This is a genomic window from Citrobacter sp. Cf072, assembly GCF_030334485.1.
Taxonomy (GTDB): domain Bacteria; phylum Pseudomonadota; class Gammaproteobacteria; order Enterobacterales; family Enterobacteriaceae; genus Citrobacter; species Citrobacter freundii.
This window is the reverse complement of the sequence record NZ_JAOWDX010000047.1, coordinates 1,008,730-1,022,875: the sequence shown is the minus strand read 5'-3', so window position 1 is coordinate 1,022,875 and position 14,146 is coordinate 1,008,730. Positions and strand designations below refer to the sequence as shown.

Annotated in this window: 14 protein-coding genes; 8 read left to right on the top strand and 6 right to left on the bottom strand. The window is 50.1% G+C overall.

Annotation, left to right across the window (positions count from 1 at the left end):
• Positions 1–12: 12 nt before the first annotated feature.
• Positions 13–759, bottom strand: a complete 747-nt coding sequence (gene ydfG, locus OGX66_RS23630) for a bifunctional NADP-dependent 3-hydroxy acid dehydrogenase/3-hydroxypropionate dehydrogenase YdfG (protein WP_003032398.1) — start codon at positions 757–759, stop codon at positions 13–15.
• A gap of 137 nt (positions 760–896) precedes the next feature.
• Between ydfG and dcp the strand changes: the two genes are divergently transcribed.
• The gene (gene dcp, locus OGX66_RS23625; protein WP_270921810.1) at positions 897–2,942 is read left to right on the top strand and encodes a peptidyl-dipeptidase Dcp; all 2,046 of its coding nucleotides are present in this window, start codon (positions 897–899) and stop codon (positions 2,940–2,942) included.
• A 126-nt stretch (positions 2,943–3,068) separates the two neighbouring features.
• Here the strand turns inward: dcp and OGX66_RS23620 are convergent, their stop codons facing one another.
• Positions 3,069–3,725: a class I SAM-dependent methyltransferase gene (locus OGX66_RS23620; RefSeq protein ID WP_061549091.1), complete on the bottom strand. Its 657-nt coding sequence runs from the start codon at positions 3,723–3,725 to the stop codon at positions 3,069–3,071.
• Between the two features lie 161 nt (positions 3,726–3,886).
• Here OGX66_RS23620 and OGX66_RS23615 point away from each other — a divergent pair, with 161 nt between their 5' ends.
• Positions 3,887–4,813 (top strand): diguanylate cyclase, encoded by a 927-nt coding sequence (locus tag OGX66_RS23615; protein WP_138828522.1) that lies wholly within the window; start codon positions 3,887–3,889, stop codon positions 4,811–4,813.
• 284 nt (positions 4,814–5,097) lie between these two features.
• On the opposite strand, the gene mgtS is transcribed toward OGX66_RS23615, so the two are convergent.
• Positions 5,098–5,193 (bottom strand): protein MgtS, encoded by a 96-nt coding sequence (mgtS, locus tag OGX66_RS23610; RefSeq protein ID WP_003032406.1) that lies wholly within the window; start codon positions 5,191–5,193, stop codon positions 5,098–5,100.
• A 485-nt stretch (positions 5,194–5,678) separates the two neighbouring features.
• On the opposite strand from mgtS, the gene urtA reads away from it, so the two are divergent.
• Genes urtA through urtE form a run of 5 tightly spaced genes read left to right on the top strand, consistent with a single transcriptional unit; the run spans position 5,679 to position 11,146 of the window.
• Entirely contained in the window at positions 5,679–6,950 is a 1,272-nt protein-coding gene (gene urtA / locus OGX66_RS23605; RefSeq protein ID WP_003032408.1) for an urea ABC transporter substrate-binding protein, read from the top strand.
• Between the two features lie 43 nt (positions 6,951–6,993).
• Positions 6,994–8,568, top strand: a complete 1,575-nt coding sequence (gene urtB / locus OGX66_RS23600; RefSeq protein ID WP_171862737.1) for an urea ABC transporter permease subunit UrtB — start codon at positions 6,994–6,996, stop codon at positions 8,566–8,568.
• Positions 8,568–9,641: an urea ABC transporter permease subunit UrtC gene (gene urtC / locus OGX66_RS23595; protein ID WP_044712398.1), complete on the top strand. Its 1,074-nt coding sequence runs from the start codon at positions 8,568–8,570 to the stop codon at positions 9,639–9,641. The genes urtB and urtC overlap by 1 nt, the downstream gene beginning before the upstream one ends.
• Entirely contained in the window at positions 9,641–10,438 is a 798-nt protein-coding gene (gene urtD / locus OGX66_RS23590; RefSeq protein ID WP_049002668.1) for an urea ABC transporter ATP-binding protein UrtD, read from the top strand. Before urtC ends, urtD begins: the two co-directional genes overlap by 1 nt.
• 9 nt (positions 10,439–10,447) lie before the next feature.
• Positions 10,448–11,146, top strand: a complete 699-nt coding sequence (gene urtE, locus OGX66_RS23585) for an urea ABC transporter ATP-binding subunit UrtE (RefSeq protein WP_054528371.1) — start codon at positions 10,448–10,450, stop codon at positions 11,144–11,146.
• A gap of 43 nt (positions 11,147–11,189) precedes the next feature.
• Here the strand turns inward: urtE and ydeE are convergent, their stop codons facing one another.
• Positions 11,190–12,377, bottom strand: coding sequence for an efflux MFS transporter YdeE (gene ydeE / locus OGX66_RS23580; RefSeq protein WP_121571729.1), 1,188 nt, complete (start codon positions 12,375–12,377; stop codon positions 11,190–11,192).
• Positions 12,378–12,575: 198 nt separating this feature from the next.
• Here ydeE and eamA point away from each other — a divergent pair, with 198 nt between their 5' ends.
• Positions 12,576–13,475 carry an O-acetylserine/cysteine exporter gene (gene eamA, locus OGX66_RS23575; protein WP_102190900.1) on the top strand — a complete coding sequence of 300 codons (900 nt, stop codon included), beginning with the start codon at positions 12,576–12,578 and terminating at the stop codon, positions 13,473–13,475.
• A 30-nt stretch (positions 13,476–13,505) separates the two neighbouring features.
• Here eamA and marB read toward each other — a convergent pair whose 3' ends face one another.
• Both marB and marA read right to left on the bottom strand, forming a co-directional pair.
• On the bottom strand, positions 13,506–13,724 hold the full coding sequence (gene marB, locus OGX66_RS23570) for a multiple antibiotic resistance protein MarB (protein WP_003032422.1): 219 nt from the start codon (positions 13,722–13,724) through the stop codon (positions 13,506–13,508).
• Positions 13,725–13,754: 30 nt separating this feature from the next.
• The gene (gene marA / locus OGX66_RS23565; protein WP_003032424.1) at positions 13,755–14,138 is read right to left on the bottom strand and encodes an MDR efflux pump AcrAB transcriptional activator MarA; all 384 of its coding nucleotides are present in this window, start codon (positions 14,136–14,138) and stop codon (positions 13,755–13,757) included.
• Positions 14,139–14,146 lie beyond the last annotated feature (8 nt).

Sequence of the window (14,146 nt, the reverse complement as noted above, 5' to 3'; positions counted from 1 at the left end):
CGGGCAGATAAATTAGCTCCGATGAATACTCAGCCCGGCAAAAGACTGTGTGACAGGCATCATTTCAAGGGTGTTGATATTGACATGAGCCGGTAAAGAAGCCACCCACCATACCGCTTCTGTGACATCTTGCGGGGTCAGCGCCGTGGTATTTTCGTAGGCTTTTTCAGCTTTGGCATCATCACCTTTGAAACGGACATTAGAGAATTCCGTACCGCCAACCAGACCCGGTTCGATGTCGGTAACGCGAATGGCAGTGCCGTGTAAATCAGTACGTAAATTCAGGCTAAACTGGCGAACAAATGCTTTGGTCGCACCGTAGACGTTACCGCCAGCGTATGGCCAACTGCCCGCTGTAGAACCGATATTGATAATATGACCGCGGTTGCGTTCAACCATGCCTGGCAGAACGGCACGGGTCATATAAACCAGCCCCTTGTTGTTGGTGTCGATCATATTTTCCCAGTCTTCAACGCTGGCCTTATGGGCAGGCTCAAGGCCCAGCGCCAGACCTGCGTTGTTGACCAGAACATCAATATTGCGCCATTCAGCAGGGAGGGCGTCCAGCATCTCTTCAATTGATGCACGATTACGTACGTCCAGTTGCGCGGTATAGAGGCGGTCACCCAATTCCTCTTTCAGTTCCTGCAGGCGCTCCTGGCGGCGTCCGGTGGCAATAACTTTATGCCCATTCTCAATAAAACGACGCGTAATGCACTCACCAAAACCTGCGGTTGCTCCGGTTACTAAAACGATCATCTCACTGTTCCTCAACGCTTTTTATGTAGTACTACCATAGCACGTCATTTCCGTTCAGAGCTATTCCTGCGTAACGCGATTGCGGTTGATTCCTGGGAAGTCTACTCTGGTAAACAAATCGTTTTCAGGAGTGAAAAATGTCGTTAACGAATCCTTTTTTACGTCACAGCACGTTGCCGTATAAGGCCCCGCAGTTTGATCAGATAGAGGTGCAGCACTATCGCCCAGCGTTCGATGAAGGCGTGCGGCAAAAACGTGCAGAGATCGAGGCGATTGTGCAAAACCCGCTAGCCCCTGATTTTGCCAATACGTTGCTGGCGCTTGAACAAAGCGGCGCTTTGTTGACACGCGTAACCAGCGTTTTCTTCGCGATGACGGCGGCGCACACCAACGATGAACTACAGCACCTTGACGAAGAGTTTTCCGCGGAACTGGCGAGCCTTGCCAATGATATCTATCTCAATGAATCACTCTTCTCGCGCGTTGACGCTGTCTGGCAACGGAGAGGTTCTCTGAGGCTGGAAAGCGAATCATTACGCTTGCTGGAGGTCATCCACCAGCGTTTTGTACTGGCCGGCGCATGTCTGAATGAGACTGATAAAGCGAACCTTAAAGCGCTCAATACAGAGTCCGCCACGCTGACCAGCCAGTTTAACCAACGGCTGCTGGCAGCGAACAAGTCCGGTGCTCTGGTCGTGGATGATGCACGTTATCTGGAGGGACTCAGCGCTGAGGAAATTGCCGTTGCCGCTGAAGCTGCAAGGGAGAAAGGGCTCGACGCGCGTTGGGTTATCCCGTTATTGAACACGACTCAGCAACCAGCGCTTGCGGCGTTACGCGATCGCCATACCCGTGAAAGTCTGTTCACCCGCGCATGGACGAGAGCAGAAAACAATGACGCTAACGATACTCGGGCTATTATTCAGCGACTGGTCGAGATCCGGATGCAGCAGGCGAAACTACTCGGTTTTGCCAATTACGCTGCATGGAAAATTGCCGACCAGATGGCAAAAACACCGGAAGCTGCACTGACTTTCATGCGCGCGATTGTTCCTGCTGCGCGAGCTCGGGCATTAGATGAACAGGCCGAAATCCACAATGTTATCAATCACGAACAGGGGCAATTTAACGTCGAGGCCTGGGACTGGGCATTTTATGCTGAGCAGGTTCGTCGTGAGAAATATGCTCTGGATGAGGCGCAGCTCAAACCTTACTTTGCCCTTGATACGGTGCTGAACGAAGGCGTTTTCTGGACGGCCAATCAACTCTTTGGCATAAAATTTATAGAACGGTTCGACATTCCTGTTTATCACCCGGATGTTAGGGTATGGGAAATATTTGATCACGATGGTGTAGGTCTGGCGTTATTTTACGGCGATTTCTTTGCCCGGGAATCGAAAAGCGGTGGTGCCTGGATGGGCAATTTTGTTGAGCAATCGCAACTCAATGAAACCCGACCGGTTATTTACAACGTGTGTAATTATCAAAAACCGGCAAAAGGTCAGCCTGCATTGTTATTGTGGGATGATGTTATTACGTTATTTCATGAGTTTGGGCACACGTTGCACGGTCTGTTCGCCACTCAGCGTTACGCCACGCTTTCAGGGACCAACACTCCGCGTGATTTTGTTGAATTTCCTTCGCAGATTAACGAACACTGGGCGAGTCATCCGCAGGTCTTCGCTCGTTTTGCTCGTCATGTTGTTACCGGGGAGCAAATGCCGCAGGCGTTGCGAGATAAAATGCAGCAGGCCAGCCTGTTTAACAAAGGTTACGACATGACCGAACTGCTCAGTGCTGCATTGCTGGATATGCGCTGGCACGGTCTGGAAAATAGCGCGTTATCTCTTTCGGTCGATCAATTTGAACAGCAGGCGCTGGCAGCAGAAGGTTTGGATCTCAAGGCCGTGCCACCACGTTATCGCAGCAGTTATTTTGCCCATATCTTCGGCGGCGGTTATGCCGCGGGTTATTACGCCTATCTGTGGACGCAAATGCTGGCCGATGACGGTTATCAATGGTTTGTAGAGCAGGGCGGATTAACCCGTGAAAACGGGCAGAAATTCCGCGAAGCGATTTTGTCCCGCGGAAATAGCACTGATTTAGCTGAACTCTATCGCCAGTGGAGTGGACGAGAACTACGAATTGAGTCGATGCTGGAACATCGTGGTTTGAGCGCGTAAGGTTTGTTCAGATAGTGAGAAGAACCGGGTTTGATGCCCGGTTTTTGCGGGTTTAAATATCTGACTTTTTTTATTGCCTTTCCCTAATGGTATTGGTCCAGGCAGTCAGTTAATAATGTCAGGATACTATTTTTTACCTGATGCTGAAAATATTGCTACAGTACCGGTTACTTGCGTATTAACATGTTCGAAATGTGCTGACAGAATCTGTTTCAGTCCCTCTTCAGAATCATCTGAGTTTGAGAAAATACCTTTCTTATTGTAGATGCTCATGAGTTTTTTTCCGAAAGTGTTGTGTATAACACCATCGCCAAGAATGGTTGCGCCATACAGCGTACCCGTGTCTGTTAAAGCCCGTGCGGCATTCTCTATCACACAGGCTTTTGCTGATATATTGCCAGGCAAGCAGTGCAGGAGATAAAACATGGAAATGGAATCAAACTCATTGTGCAAATCCGTAGGGTAAGATTCGAACACATCATGCTTAATTTTGCGCTGAATTTTCGCTTCCCCGATTCTTGATGCTGCAGCGTCCAGGCTGGCTTCATTCAAATCCATTAGCGATATTACACAGCCGTTAGGTGCGTGATAGGGATAAAATCCTGTTCCAACGCCAATATCCAGATGTGATTTACTCAAATGCTGGAGAAAATGGGGAAGAAGGTGTTCCCTGGTCGGACACTTCCAGGCATATTGATTCGATACTCCTAGCACCCACCAGTCATAAAGTTTTAGCGTCATTGGTGTGTAAATTTTAGCGCCATCATCAGTTATTTTATTCATTAGTTTCTGTCTGTTATTGTTTTGATTGGGGATTAAATCAATTATTACGATAAATGGCAAGTGCTATAACGCCATTGATTTCTATAACTAAATTTACATAAATTTTCTTTTTTATGGTTAAAATCCCGGTTCTAAGTGTTCATTCAGGGAAGGAAACCGTGATGATGAAAAACACAGCGGAAATAGATGCAATCATAAATGAGTTGAACAACTCAATTGATGCCCACTACAAATGGCTGGTAAAAATGTTCCGCTGCGCAGTGTCCTCAGATGTTACTCATCCCGATATTACGGGTGACAACGCTCATTCTGTTTGTCGATTTGGGAAATGGATAAATGATCAATCGCTGAACAATGAGGATGGTAGTAGTTATGTGAGCAAGATTTATTCTGCTCATGAAAAAATGCATGTAATAGGAAAGGAGTTGCTATTGGCAATAGTGGAGAATCGTAGCCATCCATGGCATTTCGATAGCTTCCAGGACGCGCTATTGGCATTTACGTCTGCTGTAATGGACTACAAGATATATTTATTGAATATCCGCAGTAATATCGATGTATTAACGGGTTTACCCGGGAGAAGAATGCTTGATGAGTCATTTGACCAACAACTACTCGATGCCGAACCGCTTAATCTCTATATATTGTTGTTAGATATCGATCGTTTTAAATACGTTAACGATACCTATGGCCATTTGGTTGGTGACTTGGTATTACGGGTTCTGGCATCAAATTTATTGTCATGGACGCGATATGATGAGGTGGCGTACCGCTACGGTGGAGAAGAGTTCATTATCATCATCAGAACAAAAACGGATGAGCAGGCATGCCAGGCGGGTTTACGACTTTGTCGTCTGATTGGGCAGAAAAAAATTCCCTACGCAGATGGAGAGATCGGTATCACGGTGACGGCAGGCATAACCCGAGTCCAACCGGGTGAAACGCTGGATACCGCGCTTGGTCGGGCTGACAGGGCGATGTATCAGGGGAAACAGACCGGCAGGAATCGCTGCATGTTTATGGATGAAAATGAGCGGATCGCGTTGGTGGACACCAATGACGGGACCTCGCATCCCATAAGTGAGTGAGTTTTCGAAAAACGGTTTGAGGTAGTTGCGTTTCGTTTAACTTTCATTGGGGTTGTCGATGATAGGTTAGCTGACTATCCGTTATCTTCGCAGGGAATTGCCTGATAGCGTATAAAAGCAAAACACAAATCTATCCATGCAAGCATTTACCGCTGGTTTAACCGGCGGTTTTTTTTATCTGCTAATCAGGGAAAAGGTGTCGGAAGGGCAATGCAGGTAAAAAAATGGCCCCTTGTGCAGTTACGCAACAAGGGGCCGGGTCGGTTCAGGACTATCTCCGTTCATTAATCATCCCATCTGTGGCTAAAATACGCGGCCAGGAAGCCTGAAAACAAAATAATTCCCAGAACAGCCATAAAAATATTCATATTACCCAGCATAGTAAATGCTCCTTTATCTGTGAGTTTCCTCTCTTACCTTAAGTTCACCTCGCTTATGACTATAGTAGCAATTCAATCTTAAACAAAGACTGAACTGTGTGATTATTTCGGCTGAAAAGTAAATTTTTGACATGATCACGTCGAATAAAATAAATAATAGTGACGAGACACATTTATCTGCGCACAAATAACCCTGTTTTTAAACCCTGAGACGCTGTTATGACAATGTGCTGCTGACACAGATTGTTGCACGTTTATAATGCAGGGTTGTCTCATGGTGGTTCAATTTTTGTTTGATTAACCCGTTTGGCGGGAAAATGTAATACTGATTTTTGTGCGCGAGATGCTAATCTGTTGATTTTATATGATGTTTTAATATCTGGCATCTTTTTTGCCTTATCACTTCTGAACACCTTTAATTTGCACCGTTTTGTCTGCCCGGCTGCACCGGAGCTTTCAGCAAGTTTAATTTCAGGAGTGAAACTATGCAGCGTCGTACATTTTTAAAAGCTTTTGCACTTTCTGCCTCTGTTGTAGCAATGGGCGTGAGTTTTAGCGTTCAGGCAGCTGACACCATCAAGGTTGGCATCATGCATTCTTTATCCGGCACGATGGCCATATCCGAAACGCCGCTAAAAGATGTGGCGTTGATGACCATTGATGAAATTAATGCTCAGGGCGGGGTGTTGGGTAAAAAGCTGGAACCGGTGGTGGTTGACCCGGCCTCGAACTGGCCCTTATTTGCTGAAAAAGCAAGGCAGTTGCTGAGTCAGGATAAGGTAGCGGCAGTTTTTGGCTGCTGGACATCGGTTTCGCGTAAATCGGTTCTACCAGTATTTGAAGAATTGAACGGTCTGCTGTTTTACCCAGTGCAATATGAAGGTGAGGAGATGTCGCCTAACGTCTTCTATACCGGCGCAGCCCCCAACCAGCAGGCGATCCCTGCGGTTGAGTATCTGATGAGTGAGGACGGCGGCAGCGCGAAACGCTTCTTCCTGCTGGGCACGGATTATGTTTATCCACGCACGACCAACAAAATTCTACGCGCCTTTTTGCACTCAAAAGGAGTTGCCGATAAAGACATCGAAGAGGTGTACACCCCTTTCGGACACAGCGATTACCAGACCATTGTCGCCAGTATTAAAAAATTCGCTGCAGGGGGAAAAACGGCGGTGGTATCAACCATCAACGGCGATTCTAACGTTCCATTCTATAAAGAGTTGGCCAACCAGGGCCTGAAAGCTACCGATGTTCCTGTGGTGGCATTCTCCGTGGGTGAGGAGGAGTTACGCGGTATTGATACCAAACCGCTGGTGGGCAACCTTGCAGCCTGGAACTACTTTGAGTCCGTCGATAACGCTGCCAACAAGAAGTTTGTCGCGGATTACCGGGCGTATGCCAAAGCGCACAAATTACCAAATGCTGAATCGGTGGTGACAAACGACCCCATGGAAGCTACGTATGTTGGCCTCCATATGTGGGCGCAGGCGGTAGAAAAAGCCGGAACGACCGATGTGGATAAAGTTCGCGCTGCAATGGCGGGGCAATCCTTCGCTGCGCCATCAGGCTTTACCCTGACCATGGATGCGACCAACCATCACCTGCATAAACCCGTCATGATTGGCGAGATTGAGGGCAATGGCCAGTTTAACGTGGTGTGGCAAACCGATGAGCCAGTCCGCGCCCAGCCGTGGAGCCCGTACATCGCTGGTAATGATAAAAAATCTGAACAGCCTGTGAAAACCGCCAGCAACTGATCGTGTGCCCTCCTGCGGGAGGGTAACGCTTTGGAGAACGCTCATGAAAGCTATGCGCTTTATTCGTGGTGTGTTGTTGCTGACGTGGTTTTTGCCGTGGATAGCGCAGGCATCAGATGCCGATACCTTTACAGCCGCAAATCGAACTCAGCAGGCCGCCTTGCTCGAACAGTGGTCGATCAATCCCGACATTCAGCGTTTGCCGATGCTCAACGCGTTGCGCGAGGAGCATCTGCTGACTGATAACGCGAAAAATACCTTCATCATGAACGGCTCGCACGCACAGCCGTTAGGAACAGCGACAACCCCAAACGGCGAGCTAAAAAAAATTCGCCTGACTAACCGCCTGCGTAATCTGGTGGCAGGAACGCAGGCCGTTCATCAGCTTTTAAGTGACAGTGTCACATTAAGGTTAGAGGCAGCTCGTACATTACAGCGTGAGGCACAGCCGGGTATGCTGCCGTTTTTACAGCAACGACTGGCTCAGGAGTCAAATGGTGATGTGAAATCCGCGCTGGCTATTGCACTGGCAAATCTGCAGCTGAACAGTTCCTCGCCGGAGGTCAGACGTCAGGCAATCGAACTATTAGGGGCGTCAAATGATCCTGAAACTCAGGCGCGCCTGCAACCATTCACCCGGGCTGAACATGAACCCGATACCCGCGTGCGTGCTGCCGCTGGCGAAAGCCTGAATTCCATCGCACATCGTATGAAGGTTGGGGACCTTCTTGGACAGGCCTTTATGGGGCTATCGCTGGGCTCAATTTTGCTGCTGGCGGCATTGGGTCTGGCTATAACCTATGGATTACTCGGCGTCATTAATATGGCGCATGGCGAGATGTTAATGCTCGGGGCTTACTGTACCTGGATGGTACAACAGTTGATGAGCCAGTTTTTCCCGCAATGGCTAGCCTGGTATCCGGTTATTGCGCTGCCGGTTGCCTTTTTACTTACCGCAGCGGTGGGAATGCTGCTTGAGCGCGGGGTGATCCGCCATTTATACGGGCGTCCTCTCGAAACGCTGCTGGCGACCTGGGGGATCAGCCTGATGCTCATCCAGTTGGTGCGTATGTCCTTCGGCGCGCAAAACCTGGAAGTCGCCAATCCGGCATGGCTTTCAGGGGGAATTCAGGTTTATGCCAATCTGATTTTACCGTGGAACCGAATTGTGGTGCTTGGATTTGCCATTCTGGTGCTGTTTTTTACCTGGTTGTTGTTGAATAAAACGCGTCTGGGGCTGCGCGTACGTGCCGTGACGCAAAATCGCAGTATGGCGGCCTGCTGCGGCGTACCTACCGGACGCGTCGATATGCTGGCCTTTGGCCTTGGTTCAGGCATTGCCGGGCTGGGGGGCGTAGCGCTCTCGCAGTTGGGCAACGTAGGACCGGAATTGGGGCAAAGCTACATTATCGATTCGTTTCTGGTTGTGGTGCTGGGCGGTGTGGGACAACTCGCCGGGAGCGTGGCCGCGGCGTTTGGACTGGGGATCTTCAATAAAATTCTGGAGCCTCAGGTGGGGGCGGTTCTAGGCAAAATCATGATTCTGGTGCTGATTATTCTGTTTATTCAGAAACGTCCGCAGGGGTTGTTCGCGCTAAAAGGGAGGGTTATTGACTGATGACGATGCCAATGACATTAACGCTGGCGCGTAAAGCGCCACGCGCGACGCGCATCCTGGGGCTGGGGTTATTGCTGGCGTTGATTATTCTGCCGTTTCTTGCGCTGTTACCTGCGGACCATCCGCTGGCGATATCGGTGTGGACGCTAACGCTGGCCGGGAAAATTCTCTGTTATGCCATTGTCGCGGTCGCGCTGGATCTGGTGTGGGGCTATGCCGGCATGCTCTCGCTGGGACACGGTATTTTCTTTGCGCTGGGAGGGTATGCGATGGGAATGTACCTGATGCGCCAGGCCTCTGGCGAAGGATTACCGGCCTTCATGTCATTCCTGTCGTGGAGCGAGCTGCCGTGGTTTTGGTGGGGGACGCAACATTTTATCTGGGCGCTCCTGCTGGTCGTTCTGGTTCCTGGCCTGCTGGCGCTGGTATTCGGTTGGTTTGCCTTTCGGTCAAAAATCAAAGGGGTCTATTTCTCTATCATGACCCAGGCCCTGACGTTCGCAGGAATGCTGCTGTTTTTTCGCAACGAAACGGGTTTTGGGGGAAATAACGGTTTTACCGGCTTTACCACCATTCTGGGATTCCCGGTAACCGCCACCTCAACCCGTATCGCGCTGTTTCTGGCGACGGTCATGCTGCTGGTGCTGGCATTATGGCTGGGACTGGCGCTGGCCCGCAGTAAGTTCGGTCGTATTTTGACTGCCGTGCGGGATGCAGAGAACCGTCTGATGTTCTGTGGTTACGATCCGAAAGGTTTCAAGTTACTGGTGTGGACGCTTTCCGCTGTACTGTGCGGCCTGGCAGGGGCGCTGTATGTTCCGCAGGTGGGGATCATTAACCCCAGCGAAATGTCGCCGACCAACTCGATTGAAGCGGCGATTTGGGTTGCCCTCGGCGGACGTGGAACCCTGATCGGCCCGGTATTCGGCGCCGTGTTGGTGAACGGTGCGAAAAGCCTGTTTACGGTGATTATGCCGGAATACTGGCAGCTGTTTCTTGGCCTGATCTTTATTGGCGTTACGCTGTTTTTACCCCGAGGGGTAATTGGTCTGTTTCGCAAGGGTGACAAATAATGCAACCAGATGAAGGGCTATTTACTCGCCAGATGCCGGGGGATCGGTTTCGCAACCAGACTGATCCGGTGCTACTGATGGAAAAAATTAACGTTAACTTCGATGGATTTCAGGCGCTAACCGATCTCACGCTCAATATTGGGGTTGGGGAACTGCGTTGCATCATCGGGCCCAACGGCGCCGGAAAAACGACGTTAATGGATGTCATTACCGGCAAAACCAGGCCGCAAAGTGGTCGTGCGATATACGATCAGTCGACCGACTTAACGACGCTGGATCCCATTGCCATTGCGCGTCAGGGGATTGGTCGGAAATTTCAAAAGCCCACGGTATTTGAAGCATTAACGGTGGAAGAGAACCTGGAGCTGGCGCTGAAAAATGATAAATCTGTCTGGGGTTCTCTACGGGCACGACTCTCAGGCGAACAACGGGATCGTATTGATGAAGTACTGGCGCTGTTGCGGCTGGGTAATGAGCGGGCCCGCCGCGCTGGTCTGCTTTCGCATGGGCAAAAACAGTTTCTCGAAATTGGCATGCTGCTGGTACAGGAGCCGCATTTACTGCTACTGGATGAACCCGCGGCGGGGATGACGGATGCGGAAACGGAATACACGGCGGAGCTGTTTCGCCAGCTTGCCGGTAAGCACTCTCTGATGGTTGTTGAGCACGATATGGGATTTGTCGAAACCATCGCAGATCGCGTCACAGTATTACATCAAGGACGTGTCCTGGCTCAGGGGAGTCTGCGTGAAGTGCAGGCCAACGAGCAGGTTATTGAAGTTTATCTCGGGCGTTAAGGAGTGCAGATGCTGCAGGTGAAAGAACTCAATCAATATTATGGTGGCAGCCATATTCTACGCGGGGTGAACTTTGAAGCGCGTATCGGTGAGGTGACATGTCTGCTGGGGCGTAACGGCGTGGGGAAAACAACGCTACTTAAGTGTCTGATGGGGCTTATTCCGGCCCGCAGCGGAAGTGTGCTCTGGCAGGAGAAAAATGTCACTCAATGGAAGCCGCATCAGCGGGTCAGGGCCGGTGTGGCGTATGTCCCGCAGGGGCGTGATATTTTTCCGCGTTTGACGGTAGAAGAGAATCTGCTGCTCGGCCTTTCCCGTTTTTCAGCACCGGAGGCCCGACATGTGCCGGATGATATTTACGCGCTCTTTCCGGTTTTACAGGAAATGAAGCATCGGCGGGGCGGAGATTTGTCCGGCGGGCAGCAGCAGCAACTGGCGATTGGGCGAGCACTGGCAAGTCGCCCGCAATTGTTGATCCTTGATGAGCCTACCGAGGGGATCCAGCCTTCGGTGATTAAAGAGATTGGTCAGGTGATTTCCCAACTGGCGCATCGCGGCGATATGGCCATTTTGCTGGTGGAGCAGTTCTATGATTTTGCCGAGCAGCTCGCCGACAAATACCTGTTGATGTCGCGGGGCAGCATTATTCAAAGCGGCGACGGTAAAAATATGGAGTCCGAGGGCGTTCGGGGACTGGTTGCTATCTGAGGTATGCGACAGAGCGACTGTGGCTCTGTCGCGAACATAATAACTAGCAGACCGCCGTCTGGCCCCAGGGTTTGGCGCGCATGCCTTTTATCATTAGCGCCCAGGCAAGAATGATCGCCACTATCAGCGCCACAAACAGCGACCATGGTGGCAATGTGGTTAAAATGACGCCGCTGACTAATGGGTTAACCGCTGCGCCAAGCCAGCCTAACGACTGGGCGGAAAAATAGCTGGCTTTCATACCTGCTGGCGCGATGTTGTCGATAAGCATGTATTCACCCGGCGCGTAGATGACTTCGCCGATAGTGAAAAAGGCAGCAGAAATTCCCCATAACAACAGACTGTTGCCGGAGAAAGCGAAACCAACCAGGCCAACGACAAAGAAGACTGTACCCAATGTCATTAACGGGCGGATATTCGTGGCGGTGAGCCTGCGACCAAGTGCGTATTGCAGTGATACTACGATGGCGGCGTTGACGGGCAGGACGACTGCCACCACTTTCTCGGCAAAATCGCCGTTTGCAACCACCATAACGTATTGCGAAATACAGGATGCAAAGGCACCGCCAACGAATGATGCCAAAAATGCTGACAGCGTAAACCAGAATAATGCTCTGTCGCGCAGCAGTACTGAAGGGGACCAAACAGCGGCATTTAAACCTTCTGCGGTTGCCGGTGAACGTTTTACCCACGTCTGGATAAACACCAGAGGTAGCGCAGAACAGGCGGCAGCCAGCCAGAACGGCAGGTTAATGCTTTGCATAACCAGCAGCGTACCCAGCGGCGGACCAACGGTCCAGCCGATGTTCAGCACGGTATAGTTAAGTGAGAAAATTTTCGTTTTGTTGGTCGCAGACAAGTTATCGGCAAACCAGGCTTTCAGCACCGTGGCGAAGACGGAGTAGGCGCAGTTGATCAGGGCAAAGAGCAAAACCACTATCACGACGTTATGCACCAGCGGAATAGCAATAAAGCCGGAGGCAAAGCCGCAGATAGCCAGCAACATATAGCGTTTTTTATCGAACTTGTCGGCCAGAATACCAAAGCCAAGGCTGAAGACGACGCCTATGGTCAGTGCAACCGTCATCGCATAACCGATCAGGTCGACGCTCAGTTGATACTGTCGACTGAGGTAAATCGTCATAAATGGCAGCGTGGCGCCACGACCAATGGTTAATAACAAAGATGACGCAAGTAACGCGAGAGTGGACCTTCTCAGAGAGATATTCATTTTCCTGCCCGACAATGCATGTTTTTATGTTTTTTTTAGATATCAGAAACAAATAGCATGCTAAAAGTGTGATGTACACCCAATAAGTTGTCCGAAAATGCCCTGTGTGGCCTACCTGAATTAATGATCTGTTACGGTACAACGATTTCCGTTACTTTAACTTGTTTACAAAAATTTAATATTTGCAGGGGCGGTGGTATGTCGCGTAAAGACGGGTTATTGGCGTTACTGGTCGTTGTGGTTTGGGGACTGAACTTTGTTGTCATTAAAGTGGGTTTGCACAATATGCCGCCGTTGATGTTGGCAGGGTTACGCTTTTTGTTGGTGGCGTTCCCGGCGATTTTTTTTGTTGCCCGCCCGAAAATTCCGCTTTCGCTTTTACTCGGCTACGGCCTGACAATTAGTTTTGGACAGTTCGCGTTTCTCTTCAGCGCCATCAAATTTGGTATGCCTGCCGGGTTAGCTTCTCTGGTATTACAGGCTCAGGCGTTTTTCACCATCATTCTGGGGGCATTCGCCTTTGGCGAACGTCTGCAGGGTAAACAGCTGGTAGGAATTGCGCTGGCGGTATTTGGTGTGCTGGTACTGATTGAAGCCAGTCTGAACGGTCAGCATGTTGGCATGCTCGGTTTTATGCTGACGCTGGCGGCGGCGCTAAGCTGGGCCTGTGGCAATATCTTTAACAAAAAAATCATGCAGCATACATCGCGTCCGGCCGTTATGTCGTTGGTGGTATGGAGCGCGCTAATCCCCATTGTTCCGTTCTTCCTGGCCTCATTACTTCTCGATGGTCCAGCGCAAATTACCCAAAGTCTGGTGGCGATAGATATGACAACCATTTTGTCACTGGTGTATCTGGCGTTCGTGGCGACCATTGTGGGTTATGGCATCTGGGGTTCGTTACTCGGACGCTATGAGACCTGGCGGGTAGCGCCGCTATCGCTGTTGGTGCCGGTTGTCGGTCTGGCGAGTGCGGCCGTACTGCTGGACGAAACGCTTAGCGGATTACAGCTACTTGGTGCGCTACTGATCATGGCTGGGCTGTATATCAATGTGTTTGGTTTTCGGTTGCGTAAAGTTGCGTCGGTGAAGGGCTAAAAAAAGCCCCGCAGTAGCGGGGCAATATAATTACAGGTTGCGCAGATTGTAATAAGGCACACCTAATTCGTCGGACTTGTCGCTGCCTGCACCCATATGATTAAAATCGAACGGGGACTGATCGTGCGCAGGGGGCATAATCATCGCGTCGCGACTGTTCTGTGTGGCAGGTTGCGCGGTCTGTTCCGCCATGCTCTGACCCGAAACAACAAACAGCAGGGCCAGCATTGCATAAGACAGAAGTTTCATGATTTCCTCGGTTACGTCGTTAACTGGCGATTAGCAATTACATTGATTGAGTGGAAGCAAATAGCGCGATTCGCCATGCATATTCGTCATACGGTATTTGTGCGGTGGAACATCAAAATAGTTTTTGAATGTCCGGGTCAGCGTCTGCTGAGACTCAAAACCGTAACGCTCTGCCAGATAAAGAATGGGCTCGTTACTCTCTTTTAATTTTTGCGCTATTTCAGTCATTTTACGGCTGCGAATGTATTGACCCAGTGAATGACCGGTTTCTTTTTTAAACATCCGTTGCAGGTGCCATTTGGAGTAACCTGAACGCTCAGACACTTTTTCCAGTGAGAGCGGCGATTCAAGGTTATTTTCGATCCAGTCCAAAATGCTATGAATAGTGATTGTGTCAGTATTGCGTCTGGACATCGTCATAC

Bases quoted from the DNA above. Each gene is read 5' to 3' on its own strand.
- ydfG (WP_003032398.1), bottom strand. From the start codon at position 759: ATGATCGTTTTAGTAACCGGAGCAACCGCAGGTTTTGGTGAGTGCATT.
- dcp (WP_270921810.1), top strand. From the start codon at position 897: ATGTCGTTAACGAATCCTTTTTTACGTCACAGCACGTTGCCGTATAAG.
- OGX66_RS23620 (WP_061549091.1), bottom strand. From the start codon at position 3,725: ATGAATAAAATAACTGATGATGGCGCTAAAATTTACACACCAATGACG.
- OGX66_RS23615 (WP_138828522.1), top strand. From the start codon at position 3,887: ATGATGAAAAACACAGCGGAAATAGATGCAATCATAAATGAGTTGAAC.
- mgtS (WP_003032406.1), bottom strand. From the start codon at position 5,193: ATGCTGGGTAATATGAATATTTTTATGGCTGTTCTGGGAATTATTTTG.
- urtA (WP_003032408.1), top strand. From the start codon at position 5,679: ATGCAGCGTCGTACATTTTTAAAAGCTTTTGCACTTTCTGCCTCTGTT.
- urtB (WP_171862737.1), top strand. From the start codon at position 6,994: ATGAAAGCTATGCGCTTTATTCGTGGTGTGTTGTTGCTGACGTGGTTT.
- urtC (WP_044712398.1), top strand. From the start codon at position 8,568: ATGACGATGCCAATGACATTAACGCTGGCGCGTAAAGCGCCACGCGCG.
- urtD (WP_049002668.1), top strand. From the start codon at position 9,641: ATGCAACCAGATGAAGGGCTATTTACTCGCCAGATGCCGGGGGATCGG.
- urtE (WP_054528371.1), top strand. From the start codon at position 10,448: ATGCTGCAGGTGAAAGAACTCAATCAATATTATGGTGGCAGCCATATT.
- ydeE (WP_121571729.1), bottom strand. From the start codon at position 12,377: ATGAATATCTCTCTGAGAAGGTCCACTCTCGCGTTACTTGCGTCATCT.
- eamA (WP_102190900.1), top strand. From the start codon at position 12,576: ATGTCGCGTAAAGACGGGTTATTGGCGTTACTGGTCGTTGTGGTTTGG.
- marB (WP_003032422.1), bottom strand. From the start codon at position 13,724: ATGAAACTTCTGTCTTATGCAATGCTGGCCCTGCTGTTTGTTGTTTCG.
- marA (WP_003032424.1), bottom strand. From the start codon at position 14,138: ATGTCCAGACGCAATACTGACACAATCACTATTCATAGCATTTTGGAC.